11 protein-coding genes are annotated in these 14156 nt (G+C 46.7%); 3 read left to right on the top strand and 8 right to left on the bottom strand.

Going from position 1 to position 14156, the window contains the following annotated elements; genetic code table 11:
• Positions 1–342 precede the first annotated feature (342 nt).
• Positions 343–936: a radical SAM protein gene (locus tag VB083_RS02365; protein ID WP_323401677.1), complete on the top strand. Its 594-nt coding sequence runs from the start codon at positions 343–345 to the stop codon at positions 934–936.
• On the opposite strand, the gene VB083_RS02360 is transcribed toward VB083_RS02365, so the two are convergent.
• The 8 genes from VB083_RS02360 to VB083_RS02325 form a co-directional block, all read right to left on the bottom strand.
• A complete protein-coding gene (locus VB083_RS02360) occupies positions 900–2000 on the bottom strand; it encodes an endonuclease (protein WP_323401676.1) in 1101 nt (366 codons plus the stop codon). The two genes, VB083_RS02365 and VB083_RS02360, sit on opposite strands and share 37 nt — an antisense overlap.
• Positions 2001–2086: 86 nt before the next feature.
• Complete coding sequence (locus VB083_RS02355; RefSeq protein ID WP_323401675.1) at positions 2087–5068, bottom strand: hypothetical protein; 2982 nt, start codon at positions 5066–5068, stop codon at positions 2087–2089.
• A 64-nt stretch (positions 5069–5132) separates the two neighbouring features.
• A complete protein-coding gene (locus tag VB083_RS02350; RefSeq protein ID WP_323401674.1) occupies positions 5133–5951 on the bottom strand; it encodes a hypothetical protein in 819 nt (272 codons plus the stop codon).
• Positions 5948–6439 (bottom strand): hypothetical protein, encoded by a 492-nt coding sequence (locus VB083_RS02345; protein ID WP_213692148.1) that lies wholly within the window; start codon positions 6437–6439, stop codon positions 5948–5950. The genes VB083_RS02350 and VB083_RS02345 overlap by 4 nt, the downstream gene beginning before the upstream one ends.
• Positions 6440–6531: 92 nt before the next feature.
• Entirely contained in the window at positions 6532–7035 is a 504-nt protein-coding gene (locus VB083_RS02340; protein WP_323401673.1) for a hypothetical protein, read from the bottom strand.
• Positions 7036–7787: 752 nt separating this feature from the next.
• Positions 7788–8303 carry a GNAT family N-acetyltransferase gene (locus tag VB083_RS02335; RefSeq protein WP_323401672.1) on the bottom strand — a complete coding sequence of 172 codons (516 nt, stop codon included), beginning with the start codon at positions 8301–8303 and terminating at the stop codon, positions 7788–7790.
• 46 nt (positions 8304–8349) lie between these two features.
• Entirely contained in the window at positions 8350–8898 is a 549-nt protein-coding gene (locus VB083_RS02330) for a GNAT family N-acetyltransferase (protein WP_323401671.1), read from the bottom strand.
• A gap of 253 nt (positions 8899–9151) precedes the next feature.
• On the bottom strand, positions 9152–9418 hold the full coding sequence (locus VB083_RS02325) for a hypothetical protein (RefSeq protein WP_323401670.1): 267 nt from the start codon (positions 9416–9418) through the stop codon (positions 9152–9154).
• Here VB083_RS02325 and VB083_RS02320 point away from each other — a divergent pair.
• Positions 9404–10645 (top strand): exonuclease SbcCD subunit D C-terminal domain-containing protein, encoded by a 1242-nt coding sequence (locus VB083_RS02320; protein WP_323401669.1) that lies wholly within the window; start codon positions 9404–9406, stop codon positions 10643–10645. The genes VB083_RS02325 and VB083_RS02320 overlap by 15 nt on opposite strands.
• An 11-nt stretch (positions 10646–10656) precedes the next feature.
• Complete coding sequence (locus tag VB083_RS02315; RefSeq protein WP_323401668.1) at positions 10657–13914, top strand: AAA family ATPase; 3258 nt, start codon at positions 10657–10659, stop codon at positions 13912–13914.
• Positions 13915–14156: the final 242 nt, after the last annotated feature.

The raw sequence follows: 14156 nt of genomic DNA, 5'->3' as shown, positions 1-14156 counted from the left end.
TTTGCTTCCCCAAGCGAAACTTTCGGTTTGGGTGGGATTGTACCGTTTATTGTAGGAGCGTGGCTTCAAGAGTTGGTGTCGATATGAGAACTCTCGATCAAGCTTTATGGCAATATTCAAAGGAGAAACAGATATGAATCTTTCTCAGCTACATAATCAATTTCGACGGCAGATTCCCTACCAGTAGCGCATGCTACGTACAAATAAGAAGGCTTTCATGAATATTCGGGAGATACACGCCAAAAGTATTCTTACAGCCTCAAAAATTTTCCCCTATGTCATCAACCCATATGTCGGTTGTCAGCATGCCTGCACGTACTGCTATGGGGTACGTTCGTTGATGTGAAGATCAATGCGGCAGAGTTGCTGCGGAAAGAAATATGTAAGAAAAAGAAGGCGACAGTTTGGATTAGCGGTGTCTGTGATCCGTATCAGCCCTTAGAGAGAAGACATGAACTCACTAGGCAATGTTTGCAGATATTAATTAGCGAAGATTGGCCTGTGGTGATTCAGACCCGCTCTCCCTTGGTTCTCAGAGATATAGACATCCTCAGAGGAGCAAAAAATATAGAAGTAGGGTTCTCCATAACGACCGCAGATGACAGCATAAGAAGATTGTTTGAACCAGCTGCGCCGTCTATACCTGAGCGAATAAACGCTCTTGCAGAATTACATCGGCAGGGAATTCGGACCTATGCGATGATTGCTCCGATTCTTCCAGGTGCGGAAAAATTGATTAATCTGCTGGAAGGGGCTGTTGACTACATCTTGGTAGATCGCATGAACTATCACTATGCAGACTTTGTCTATAAAAAATATGGTTTGGAAGAGTACATGACAGAAGAATATTTCACTCAAGTAAGCCAGCAGATCAGGTCTGATCCGCTGTTGTTTATTCGTCAGTCAGTGGGGTGGCATTTCGAGCACGGCGTATAGCCCTTCGCTTTTGCTTCCGAAAGTGAGATAGGAATTTTATCTTTGCCGAGGTATGAACATCCGACACCATGATATTTTTCCCCTGTCTTAGTAATATAAACAGTCGTAGGGTGAGTATCAGCCTTTGATACGATGGTTGCAGCCGTAATTGCTCCCTTTTGTGGCGCTATTAATCGTGGAGCGGGGATTCCTTCTAATCCAACAACAGTTTGTGACGGTTTTTCTCCATCTATAGAAAGCACAACCATGTCGTGGTCTGGGTGCTGAGTGCGTTTTGTTGATCGAGCTGCTATAGCACTTTCGACTTCGCATAATACCCACGAGGGTGCTCTTTTTACATTCGCAAATCCGATGTAATCAAGGTTGCTTTTGCTGTTGTCGTAGCTGTATCGTCCTTTGCCGAGGGCTAATAAGGGGAAGGAACACCCAGTAGGCGTGTCAGTGTTGTAGTCTCCGAGTATGAAAACGGGACCTTTCAGTGTCGATACAAGTTTGTTGATCCCATCGATTTGGGCATTGCGTTTAGCCTCGTTATATCGTTTGGCCTGATTTTGGTCTTTTTTCCCTCTGGTACTCTGGCTTTTGAGGTGCACGTTGACCAGGGTAAATTGGCGGTTTTTCTCTTTGTCTAGGAAGGTAGCCACGAGATTGGGGCGGTCATTTAGTTTGTAGCTTTTCCCCTCAAATCGGAAAGAGGCATTGGCTCCATAAGCGAAGGGGCCGTCTAGAAGTTTTAAGTTTTCGCTATTCCAGAGAAAGTAAAGATCTTGTCTTCCGCCTGTGTCGTTTCCTGCATATTTCCATTTCGGCAAGAATTTAGTAACGAAATATCTCATTGCGGCGTTTCCCTTGATTTCCTGGAGGGCTAAAATATCAGCGCCAGAAAAGGTGATGGTTTTGGCTAGGTTGGCGCAATCAGAGGGGGAGTAGGCCTTTTTCCCCGAGACGTCGAAATACTCGATATTCATGGTTCCAATGGAGAGTGCTAATGCCTGGCTGGCGATGGTTAAGAAAATGGCGGTCAGAAGGCTGGCAAAAATAGAACGTTTTCGATTTCGAATCATGGTCAAACTCCTCGCGGCTTTTTCGATTATGTCTATACGTTTTGTCTATATCAGTCTTGCACAAAACGATTAATCCGCAAGGGAATTTATGACTGGTTTCGTATAATCCCTTCTTCCAATATTTCGATCTGTCTCTTTTTAGGTACGACTTTTATTGTGATGTTTCTTTTCTCGCCGGGCGCTAGTGTTATATGTTCTTCGGGATTTTGAATGTAGTGGTAAGCAGGTACGTCGTAGTCGTAGACTTTGAAGTTCCATGCTCCGGGACGTATGTTCAAGAAAGAGAATTTTCCTTCGCTGTCTGTCATCATTCTGATGGTTTCATCGTTTTTTGAAAGCTCAACCAAAATTCCTTCCAATTTTGCTGGAACCCGCGCCGCGCCGTTGTCAGGGTTTCCTACCGTTACGGCTTCATCCCTGATTGTATGTGACGGTGGTGTCTCCTCTTTAAGAAGAACGATCTCTCCGCTGAGTGTAGCAGCGTTGACAATTGTGAGCTCAACGGAGGTTGTTTGGCCTGCTTGTACGTGTACTTTCATTGGGAGTTTTTCCAACGCGGTTTTTTCGAGTCCGATGGTGGAGCGGTCTATGTCGAGAAAGTACGTGCCAGGAGGTGCCGAAAACGTAAACTTTCCAGAAGCGTCTGTGGCAACTTTGCTGCCGTTTAGAGTAATAATGGCGTTGGGAAGAGCTTTTTTAGTTTCGTCGGGAGCGGAATAAGTGTCTAGTTGTGCCGATGCCGCAGATGTTTGAACTGGTGCTTTGTTAGGTGCGGCAGATGTTGGCGCCGCAGATGTTTGAGCTGCCGCCAATGCGGAAACATCTCCGACACGTTCCCATACTGATCCAGAGAGGATTCCTAGAGATTTTTTCTTGCTCACAGAGATGCCAATAGGAACGGTGTATGAAAGGGAGTAGTCAGTTTCAGTCTCGTTGCCATACTCCCAGTCGTAGCGGCGGATTTTGAAGGCCCAACGGCTTTCGTCTGGCATGGCAAGGGATACTTCGAACTGATAGTTGTTGCTTTCGGGATCTTTCGAGTTGAAATTATATTTCGTGTACCATCCGCTGAGTATAAGTTGCTCTGTTGCCTGCCACCGGAAAGAAAGTCCCCAGTTGTCTTGATCTGAAAGAAGTCTGCTTCCGCTGATCGCGCTATTATCGCCGAACCCTCCGTAAAGGGTGAATAAGAGTTTGCTTGACGGTATGTACGATATGTAGAAACTGTAATTCCATGGTGAACTGCTTTCATCGGTGAGTAGATCGTGTTGGTCAGCGTAGCGTGCCTCGACTCGGTAGTTGAATTTTTCGGTGCTTCTTCCGAGACTGAAGCGGTAGGCCTTTTCTTTTGTGTCATATTCCGAGGGGAAGAGTCGGTCTTTTCTGCTGAAGTTATCGTAAGCAAGTTGAGCATACCAGCCATTAGAGAGGCTGTGATTGATTCCTGCCTGAAAGAGCGTTTCTTTTGCCGAAATGTCTCCCTTATCGAGTCGTTTGTCGAGATTGGTTTCATAGGTGCTGTATGCAAGGAACCCCCGCGTACGGTTTGCTACGAGGCTTGATTTTTGGCCGAATAGAGGGAAGCTCACCGACGTGGCCATATAATCGCTATCATTGTAATATCCGTAGAAATCAGGCTCAGCGTGAGTTTTGACAAAGGAGTAGCGCGTTGTTCCCGCAAGGCCTGAAAGATTCACCCTATAAGCGTCATCCTCGATTTTTCCCGCACCATTTTCTTCACTTCTTTCTCCTCTCGCATATTCAAGGCTGAGCCTCGTATTCTTGGCAGGCACGAAGGTTCCTTCAATGCTATAAATATCATCTGTTGTTTTGGAACCCCTCTTTTCATGCCTATCCCACTCTTTCTGCAAGTAGTTGAGCTTCCATTGGGCCTGGGGGGAAAAGGCTCCCTTTATGTACACTCCGCTTTCTTCCCAGTCAGGAGTGGTGAAACGGTTTTTCACATAGTAGGTTCCAAGACCGTAAAAGCTGTTTTCGGGATGATAGAAGGCTTCTATTCCCCTTCCGTATCGCGAGTAAGACGTGAGGTGCGAGAGTCCGTAGCTTTGGTCGCCCAGTCTGAAATCGAGGTCGGGGTCAAAGTAGTTTATGTAATATTCGTCTCTCTCTCCGTAAAGTCCCTTCTCATGCGTGTCAGGGCCGCGTAGTGAAAAGTCAATCCAGCGTCTGCCTCCCTCTTCAAGGGTTCCCCTACCTTCCAGTTCGATGTCGAAACCATCGGAGTCTTTTGTATCTCTTCTCCCCATAGATTTCAGGGTTAAACTAGCCGGAATGCGGTGGTAGAGGTCGATTTTCGCGTGCTGAGATACGATTCCTGTCGTTACGGAAAGAACCGATCTGATAGAGGAATCCTCTTTGCTCACTGCTTCAATGAAGACGGTGTGGTTCAGACTTTTGGGTATTTGGGAGGGGGTTTTCACTGAAATGGCGATGACGGTATTTCCTCCAGGTTCAAGAACAATTTCGTGTGTAGAGAGAGTTAAGGGGTAGTCATTCGAACTTCTGGCAGAGATCAGCATTGTGAGAGCAGTGTTTCCCTTATTGGCGATTCTTGCTGTTATTTCGTAGGATTCGCCGCCCACAATCATGTCTGGCGCACTTTCAGAAAAAATGTGTATTCCATCTACTGAAAGAACAGATATGCTTATGGAAACGGCGTCTGAGATGGCGTAGTCTCGTTGGGACCGCACCGAGTACGTTACGGTATAATCCTTGGCGCTCGATGTGGTCGGAATTTGGAAAGCCAGCATTCTCACCGTTTGCTGTTTAGCGCCCAGAATAAAAACGTCCGGGGGAGTGATTTCAAGCCAGCCTTCCGGCAAGGAGAGGGCTTCTTCGAAGGTTTCTTCACTATCGGTTGTATTTTCAACTATAAAACTGGCGCTAACTATTTCTCCGGGGTTAGCATCAAGTTGTGGGGGAACCATGAGGCGGATATGTACACCATATCCCTTACCCTGAGCGTACGCGCTTTTTGCCCAGAGAAGAAGAATCAATAAAATGAAAAGAAAGAATATTGATCTGTACCGTCTCTTTTTTCTCATCATTTCTCTTCTTCAGCCTCCCCTTCACCATGGCTTTTCGCACCAAGACTCAGGTTAGCGCTCAGGATCACTTAACATCTAATATGTATCTGGCACCGAAAACTTTTTCATTTTCTCCGCTATCTGCTATAACGAGAGCGTTGTATTTTCCCGAATTCAATTTTCCAAGATCTATAACATAGCGGGCGGAGCAGCCCGGGTATATGCGGAACTTTTTCCCTTCGTATCGTTTCATTGCGTTCCCACCTGAATCGGCTACATCAACATAAAGCTGAGGAACTAGCCACCGTTCGCCTACATTTTCTACATCTATGGTTAGGAAGGTCTTGTGGGCTTGAACTTTGAGGGCTTTGTTTGAGAACTGGAGAGCACGGGTTCCTGTATTTTCTATATGTGTGATCATCTGAACGGCATGCCTAAACACAGCCTGAACTCCGATAGTCGCTTTGTCCTTTTTAGGATTCGGAGGTTTCAAAGCATCTTGAGGAATGGGTTCCACCATAATGACGCTCCAGTATGTTCCACGAAAGTCAGATGTCTCTGGAACCGCTATCTCGTAAAAAATTGAGGTTTCTTCGCCAGGAGCTACGGTTACTTGGTTAGGCGTAAATTTGATCCATTTTGCGTTAGATCGCGGCATGCTTCCCGGAGATCCGAAATTGTTCTTGCCGTCTGCAGAAAACATGTAATCTGTTTGATAGATACGAACTGTTTCTGCTTCTTTGCCATTATTTGCAATGACAATATTCCCAGATGTTTGTCCACCTAGCGGAAGGGTTTTATTGACAGTCATTCCATCTGGTAGTTGTATGGCGTATCCCTTATCAGAAAAATATAGGCACAATAATAAAAACAAACAGAAAGACACGAATAATATTTTTTTCATGATTGATCCACCACCGTAAAAGTTATAGGGGCGCTGTACGTTCCTTGGGGCGCCGATATAGACAGTCCAGATATTTTGTATTGTATAGAAATATTTGTTCTGTCGCCGTTTCCACTAAAGAAAAGAACATCAGATTCCCCGACAGCTATGTATAAAGTTCCCCCACGGATTGATCCGGCTCCGCTTCCATTTCCTGTTCGCTTAACGTAAAGAGTAGCACCACTTGCCCACGATGAAGCGCTCTTTCGTATTAAAACATCCCATGCGCCACAAGGGCATTCGGTGCCTGCAATGCTTATTATTGTTGCATCTACAGTGCTTTCAAAACTATCGGCTAGATTGCTTCCGGCACCACCTCTGAGATGGGAAGAATTAATAACTAAATTTGTCCAACCACCAGTTGCATAAATATCGATTTCAATGGCATAGAGGGGCGATTGTAAAGAAACTATGCATAATAAGACAATTAAAATGCATCTTTTTATCACAGCAAGACACCTCGTTTCACTCCAAAGAGACAGGGGGGGAGGGGGAGAGGAACCTCCCCCCTGCCTTAGAACAACTTAGAAAAAATGAGGATTTAGATTACGACATCCGTGAGAGTGAACGTAACTGTTTTCGTTGCTGTGCTTCCCATAACATCTGCAGTGGCATTGGCAGAAAAGGTATAGGTTATTGTTTTGCCACTTTCCGCTACATGTTCAATACCAGTTACTACGTCATTATCAGTTGTCGCTAACTCTACTTGACCTGACGAAGTTCCTCCGGTGGGAGCTTCCAGCTCTACGTAAAGATCAGTTCCCATGGGCATAGCGGTGTCAATTTTAGCTGTAATTTTTTTGCCTTCCTCGTTTGTTGTGATAGCGTATGTCGATGTGCCTTGAGCAGAATCTGGCTCACTTCCAGCGGTTGCTGTGCTGATAATGAGGGGGTCAGGATCTGCACCTAAGCTGATTTCATTTATTGCCTGCACCTGAAATGTTACTGTTTGGGTGGCAGTATTACTTGCCTGTGCCATAGCAACAAATCCGAAAACAGCAAGCGACATTACTAAAAATAGTACCAACGCCTTTCGTGCCTTCATCACATTTCCTCCTTTTTCTTTCTCCGTAGGATTAGTTACCATTTTGCTAGTTGCATGTATTGCCTACTTCTTGTTGCATGGCTTATTGCGCGGCTGTGAAAGGCTTTTTGATTAGCGTTTTATAGATGAAAAAGCGATGCTAAATTTTGTAGAAACCGTATCGAGTGCAGATCATGAGAATAAGCGCTTACGTTGCAATGGGAAAAAAGAGAGATTTCCTTAAGAAGGGATAATTTTCGTAGACAGGCCGTCGCCATTATTACGAAAATTGGTTCAAGCGTTACTAGAAGTGTCGCAATCGATATTCCTTTATACGATCGAACTATTCAAGTGCTTCAAATAATATGTGGGTTAAAATGGACTTAACAGAATAGGAAGAATGGACTACAATATATGAGTTAATAGTATTATTTAATATAATTAAACTGTATCAGTAATAAGTAGTTTTGTCTACCCATTTTAAATAGGTGTAAAGAAAAAAACATTGGGACTTTAATTATTTTTTGTGAGGAAAAATAAAAAGACATAGAGGGGATTATGAGTGAATTCTCACAGATGTTTTTCCTGTTTGGGCGGGGAATGTTTGGCGGGAGTTGAAAGGGTTGGCTTGTTTGGGTGATTGGAGCTTCGATTGTAATTTTGCTAAGTCGAAAGCTGTTACAATTGTTGTTGAAAATTAAGGGAGGACTGCGAGTGGCGATACCGATCGCTCTTAACATTCAGGTAGTTGTTTGTCTTTCCCTTCACGTTTCCTACACCTTGCAAACGAATCTCCTCTCCACCATATCAGCGCCCCCTATTTCAACATGCAGCAAGCCTCCGTTTGCCCAGAATCCCTGGCGTTCGTAGAACTTTATGGCGGATTCGTTGCCGTCTAACACCCACAGTGCAATGCGGAGAAAACTATTTTCGGAGGCGTATTTTTTTACTTCCTTCATGAGGGCGTGTCCGCAGCCCTTCCCCCAAAACTCGGGCAGACAGTATATTGATACCAATTCGAGGTTTCCTTCATACCCTTTGTAGCGGGACGGGCAAACGCTTGCGCAGGCTATTACTTTGTTTTCTTGCAAAACAACCCATGCGGTGGTTGTACTTCCGTCAGACAGAATAGTAGAGAAGAGTTCGACCCAATGGTCGTCTCTGAGGTTTTGAAGGTAATCTGCGGGAATCAATTCGCGATAGGCCTCTCTCCAAGCTTGGGCATGGATGTAGCTCTTTTCCTGGGCGTCGCTGGGTACAGCTTTTCTTACGGTAAATTCGTTCGACATCTTTTTCCCCTCGCTGCTGTTTGTGATTTGGTGTGCGGAAATTTTATTATAACGGTAATGCCATCAAATATTCCGAGCTGTATCTTCCATCGCGATATTTGAAGGAGTTTTTGCGGACTCCATAAATTTCGAATCCAAACTTTTTGTAGAGGGAAAATGCACGGATGTTGTCTGCGACGACCTCTAACTCCACCTGTTCATAGCCCATCTTTCTGGCTTCGTCGATAATCATTCCCATTATGGTAAAACCGATACCTTTCCCCCAGAAATCTTTTAGAACGCACATTCCCAACACTGCTCTGTGACTGCATTTATCGCATTCCACTACAGGGGATATTCCAGTGAGCGCCACGAGCTTTTCATCAAAGTATGCGGAAATCATTATGGCCTTTGGGTTCTCTGCCTGCTTCGACAAAAAATCTCGCTCTTCCTCAACAGTCATTCTGATCTCATCTTCGTATCTCAGCAAATATTCGGTTTCGGAGCTTGTCTGCTTCATGTGGTTCAAAACATCGTGCGCGTGTTCTTCAGTCGGCGAGAGGAATGTGAAATATTCCCCATTTTTTATCTGTAAACTGATTGTGTCGATTCTCATGATGTCCTCCTTCAAGTGAGTGGAGTACGAAAGAGTTGAGGCATGATTATTAAATATATGAGTATAGTATAGCGCTATTTTTGTTTTGCAAGAGAGAGAGGAACGCGTAATAAAATCGTAATAAAAGCCAGTCGATAATCAATTGATGTACAATATATATTAATTTGCGTATTTGTTACGTCTTTACGTCTTTGGTGGTCTGGCAACGATATGCGCAGAGAAGAAGCGGAGAATGTAAATCCTCAGCTATAATTCAAAGAGAAGCTGAAGTTAGTTCCGTCTGGGCGATGCTGGTTGTTTCTTTGGTATCATTTGTAGCGGCATATTTGATTGGCTCGGACACTGTGGCCACGATGGCTTTATCAGCCAAACTGAGAGCTTTGATCACTGTGGCCACGATGGCTTTATCGGCTAACCTGGTCGCTTCATTCGATGCGGCCTTGTCACCAGCTTCAACGGCATCAGCAGAAGAGACTATTTCAATTACTTCACAGGAGGAAGCCCAATGAAGATTCTTCATACATCAGACTGGCACCTGGGACGCTCCCTTTACGGGCGCAAACGCTACGACGAGTTTTCCCAATTTCTAGGCTGGCTCGGCACAACTATCGAAGCCGAAAATGTCGACGCACTGCTCGTCGCCGGAGATGTTTTTGACACGAGCACTCCCAGCAACCGCGCTCAGGAGCTTTACTACAACTTTCTCTGCACAGTCTCTCGTTCCTGTTGCCGGCACGTTGTCATTATTGCAGGAAACCACGATTCCCCCTCATTCCTGAACGCTCCGAAAGAGATTCTCAAAGCTCTGAACGTCCACGTTGTGGGTTCCATAACAGATAACCCGGAAGACGAAATTATCGTGCTGAGAGATAGAAGCCAAAAGCCGGAAGCCATAGTCTGCGCGGTTCCATATCTTCGGGATAAAGATATTCGCGTTGTCGAGGCCGGCGAAACGATTAAAGATAAGAATGAGAAGCTCATCGAAGGCCTTACAAATCACTATGGAACCGTCTGTGACATTGCCGAGAAGAAGCGCGCCGAGTTTAAGAAAGATAGCGGAGTAGATATTCCAATTATCGCAATGGGGCACCTTTTCACGGTGGGAGGCAAAACGGTGGACGGGGATGGCGTCAGAGAGTTGTACGTCGGCTCACTGGCTCACGTGGCGGCCGACCGCTTCCCTTCGTCTATCGACTACCTGGCGTTGGGACACCTCCACGTTCCTCAGCGTGTGGGAAATACTGATCACATCCGTTACTGTGGCGCTCCCATCCCTATGGGCTACGGCGAGGCCCGTCAGAATAAAAGGGTGAATATTGTTGAATTCAACAGCACGACGCCAGACGTTCGCGACATTCCGGTTCCGTGCTTTCAGCCTTTGGAACGCATCGTGGGTTCCCTTGATGAAATAGAGTCGAAAATTGAGGAACTCAAGGGGCAGGGCAGCTCCGCGTGGCTTGAGATCGAGTATACGGGCACGAGCGTTGTTGGAAACCTGCGAGAGGTTCTGGAAGAGGCAATCTCGGGCAGTTCCATGGAAATTAGGCGAATAAAAAACAGACAGATTATTGAAAATGCCACCCTTACTCTTGAGGAAAGCGAGACCCTCGACGATATGACAGTGAACGACATTTTTGAACGCTGCCTTGATGACTACGGCGTTCCTCAGGAAGAGCGGGAAGAGCTTATCACGGCATATAACGAGATAGTCAGGTCTCTTTATGAAGACGACGTTAACGCGGAATAGGGAGGCTGAACATGAAAATTCTTGAACTCCGATTTAAAAATCTGAACTCCCTCTACGGAGAGTGGCGTATAGATTTTACAGATCCAGCATATATGGCGAACGGCCTCTTTGCAATCACAGGGCCTACAGGCGCCGGCAAATCCACCATACTTGACGCAATCTGCTTGGCTTTGTACGGGGCGACTCCTCGACTCGGGCGGATCACGAAGAGTGGCAACGAAATCATGTCTCGTCAGACGGCGGAGTGCTTTGCAGAGGTTGTTTTCGAATCTCAGGCAGGGCGTTTTCGTTGTTTCTGGGAACAACATCGCGCCCACGGCAAAACTGATGGAAACCTCGTCGATGCACATCATGAGATCAGCGAAGTGAAAGACGATGGGCCAGGCAAAGTTATAGAGTCGAAAAAGAGCCTGGTTCCGGGCGTTATCGTAGATAAAATTGGAATGGATTTCGACCGATTTACAAGATCAATTCTCCTTGCGCAGGGCAGCTTCGATACCTTCCTGAAGGCCAATCCGGAGCAAAAATCTGAAATACTCGAACAGATAACCGGCACCGAGATTTATTCTGAAATTTCACGGCGTGTCCAGAAGCGTCATAGTAGAGAAAAAGATGCGTTAGGCCTGCTGGAAGCCGAGGCTTCTGGCATTGAACTTCTCACTCCCGAGCGGGAATGCGAGATTGGGCACGAGATAGCCGAAAAACGCGAAGAAGAGGCAGCACTCGCCGATCAGCGGGAGAAAATGGAGCGCGCCCTTTCATGGCTGAAAGATATAGAAGCACTTCATGAAGAGATTGCTTCCCTCTCTAAGGAATCCGCGAAGCTCACATCCGAAATTGAAGAGTTCAAACCGGAGCGTGAGCGCCTTGACCATGCCCAGAAAGCGGCCGAACTTGACGGCGAATATGCCAGGCTGGCAGAGGTTCGGAAGATTCAGAGCGATGATAGCGCTTCGTTGGAAAAGCTGGAAGGGGAGCTTCCCGGGCTTGAGGGTTCCTTTAAAGAGTGTGAAGAGAGCTTGAAAAAAGCAGAGCAGCAGACCCAAAAAGCCAAAGACGAGCTGAACCAAGAGGTTCCTCTCATTAAAAATGTGCGTTTGCTCGACCAAAATCTCGCCCTGAAAGGGGAAGACGTCGAATCGTGCGCCAAGAAGTGTACAGGGGATGCCGAGGCGATTGAGGCAAAGGAGAAGGAGAGGAACGTAACACAAGAGGAGCACAACAGAGCTGACGAAAAGTTGAAAGCTGTTCAAGAATACCTTGAGGCTCACTGCGAAGATAAGGGGCTGGTGAGCGGCTTTACGGGAATAGAACAGCAGCTGGCCCATCTTGGTAGCGAGCAGAAGGCCATTATTCAACAAGAGACGAAGGCGCAACAGGCTCAGGCACAGCTTGCCGATTGTTGTAAAAGGCTGAGAGAGTGCGGCAGAAAGAACGACGTTTTCAAGAAGCAGGTTGAAGAAGCTGTCAAGGCTCACGAAGAGGCACAAAAAGAGCTTGAAACTCACTTGGCAGGGCGATTGCTTCGTGAATATCGCGCCGAAAAAGAGGCATTATTGCGAGAGATGATTCTCCTTAAAAAGATAGCGCAACTTGAAGATTACAGAGCAGAACTCGAAGACGGCAAACCGTGCCCACTCTGTGGAGCTACGGTCCATCCCTATGCGGAGGGGAATGTTCCCCTCCCTGATGGAACGCAGAAGAAGATCGATGAGCTGACGGGGCTCATAGAAGCGGCAGAAGCTTTGGGCGAAAACGTAAAAGAGCGTGAAGCAGCTGAGCGGGAGGCTACGAGCAAACTAAAAGAGTTGGAAAGCGATGCTCGGCTCGTTACACAAGAGAAGGAAAGGGCGGAAAAAGATCTCTCAGACTTGAATGAGACGCTACAAAAGATGAGAGACGACTATGATCGCTTAAAGGTAACTGTATCAGAGAAACTTCACCCCCTCGGCGTCGACCTCACATCAGAGACAGACGTTTCTCCGTTGCGTGGGGTGTTGCATGAACGGCTCGAAGCATGGCAGGCCCATGTCGATGAAAAAGAAAAAATAGAAAGAGAGCGTTTTCAGTTTGAAAAAACGTTGGGGAAGCTCGATGGTGAAATTGAGACGCTGAAGAAGGATTTGGCAGAGAAAAAACAGGCCTTACAGTCGGCTCAAGATGGATATACGAGCGCAATGGCTGAGCGCCAGAAGCTCTACGGAGATAAAGACCCCGACAAAGAGGAAGAGCGCATGAACCAACAGATTGCCAAGGCTGATGAGGTAGAGAGAGAGGCACGAAATCAGCTTAACCTAGCGCAACAGAAGCTGACCGCAACGAAGGCAAGCATAGAGTCGCTCAGTAAGAAGATTGGGGAGAGAGCGTCGCTGCTTGACGAGCTCGAGTCGGCGTTTCATATCTCTTTGCATGCGGGCGGGTTCGGCGACGAGGCGCGGTTCCTTCAGGCTCGCCTTACATCTTCGGAACGGATGGCACTGGCAAACAGGGCAAAGAGCCTCGACAACCGGCAGACGGAACTCAAGGCCAAAGAGGAAGACCGCAAAGAGCGTTTGGTGGCTGAAATTGCCAAAAAGGTGACGGATGAGGGGCGTGAAAAGCTTGAACCCCAATTCAGGGAGTGCGAAGAAAATCTGAAGCTTCTTCGTGACGTTATTGCGGGGTTGAAACAGCAACTTGTCTCGAACAGCCAGAATAAAGAGCGCATGAAAGAGAAGCAAGGGGCCATTGAGGAGCAGAAAAAAGAGTGCAATCGATGGGCTAAACTGCATAGTCTCATAGGGTCGGCAGATGGTAAAAAGTACCGGAATTTTGCGCAGGGGCAGACCTTCAAATTGATGGTGTCTCATGCCAATCGACAGCTTGCGAAAATGACAGATCGCTACCTTCTGATACAAAATGAGGAACAGCCGCTGGAGCTTGATGTTATCGACAACTACCAGGCGGGGGAGGTCAGATCGACGAAAAACCTCTCTGGTGGAGAAACCTTTATTGTGAGCCTTAACTTGGCTCTCGGACTCTCGAAGATGGCGAGTCAGAATGTGAGGGTCGATTCGCTCTTTTTGGACGAAGGGTTTGGAACGCTAGATGAAGACGCCTTGGAAACCGCTCTCGAAACCTTAGCTGGCTTACAGCAGGAGGAGAAACTCATTGGTGTGATTTCGCACGTATCCGCGCTGCGAGAGAGGATCAGCACGCAGATTGAGGTGGAGCCGGTGTCGGGTGGGAAGAGCAGACTGACGGGCCCGGGGTGTTGTGAGGGCGCGTAGGGTTGCTATAAAGGCTATGGAAGAGGCCGAAGTGGCTAAAGCAAAGCGGCCGGAACCGGAGCGAGCGGCTTTTTAGTAGATAACGCAGGCGTTACTGATCTGCTTGAAGTTAAAAGACGAAAGAAAAGGAACAGAAAGGATAGGGTTTGTTTGAACACACGCATAAAGTAAGAGACGTTATTTGCTATTGTAGCTTATTAAGGCTTGTTACAGCCGCTCTGGTTTGACTTCTCTTGTTGGTT

Origin of the sequence: Aminobacterium sp., assembly GCF_034926885.1 — a bacterium.
Lineage (GTDB): Bacteria > Synergistota > Synergistia > Synergistales > Aminobacteriaceae > Aminobacterium.
This window is presented reverse-complemented; position numbering and strand designations above follow the sequence as displayed.

Bases quoted from the DNA above. Each gene is read 5' to 3' on its own strand.
- VB083_RS02360 (WP_323401676.1), bottom strand. From the start codon at position 2,000: ATGATTCGAAATCGAAAACGTTCTATTTTTGCCAGCCTTCTGACCGCC.
- VB083_RS02355 (WP_323401675.1), bottom strand. From the start codon at position 5,068: ATGATGAGAAAAAAGAGACGGTACAGATCAATATTCTTTCTTTTCATT.
- VB083_RS02350 (WP_323401674.1), bottom strand. From the start codon at position 5,951: ATGAAAAAAATATTATTCGTGTCTTTCTGTTTGTTTTTATTATTGTGC.
- VB083_RS02340 (WP_323401673.1), bottom strand. From the start codon at position 7,035: ATGAAGGCACGAAAGGCGTTGGTACTATTTTTAGTAATGTCGCTTGCT.
- VB083_RS02335 (WP_323401672.1), bottom strand. From the start codon at position 8,303: ATGTCGAACGAATTTACCGTAAGAAAAGCTGTACCCAGCGACGCCCAG.
- VB083_RS02330 (WP_323401671.1), bottom strand. From the start codon at position 8,898: ATGAGAATCGACACAATCAGTTTACAGATAAAAAATGGGGAATATTTC.
- VB083_RS02320 (WP_323401669.1), top strand. From the start codon at position 9,404: ATGAAGATTCTTCATACATCAGACTGGCACCTGGGACGCTCCCTTTAC.
- VB083_RS02325 (WP_323401670.1), bottom strand. From the start codon at position 9,418: ATGAAGAATCTTCATTGGGCTTCCTCCTGTGAAGTAATTGAAATAGTC.
- VB083_RS02315 (WP_323401668.1), top strand. From the start codon at position 10,657: ATGAAAATTCTTGAACTCCGATTTAAAAATCTGAACTCCCTCTACGGA.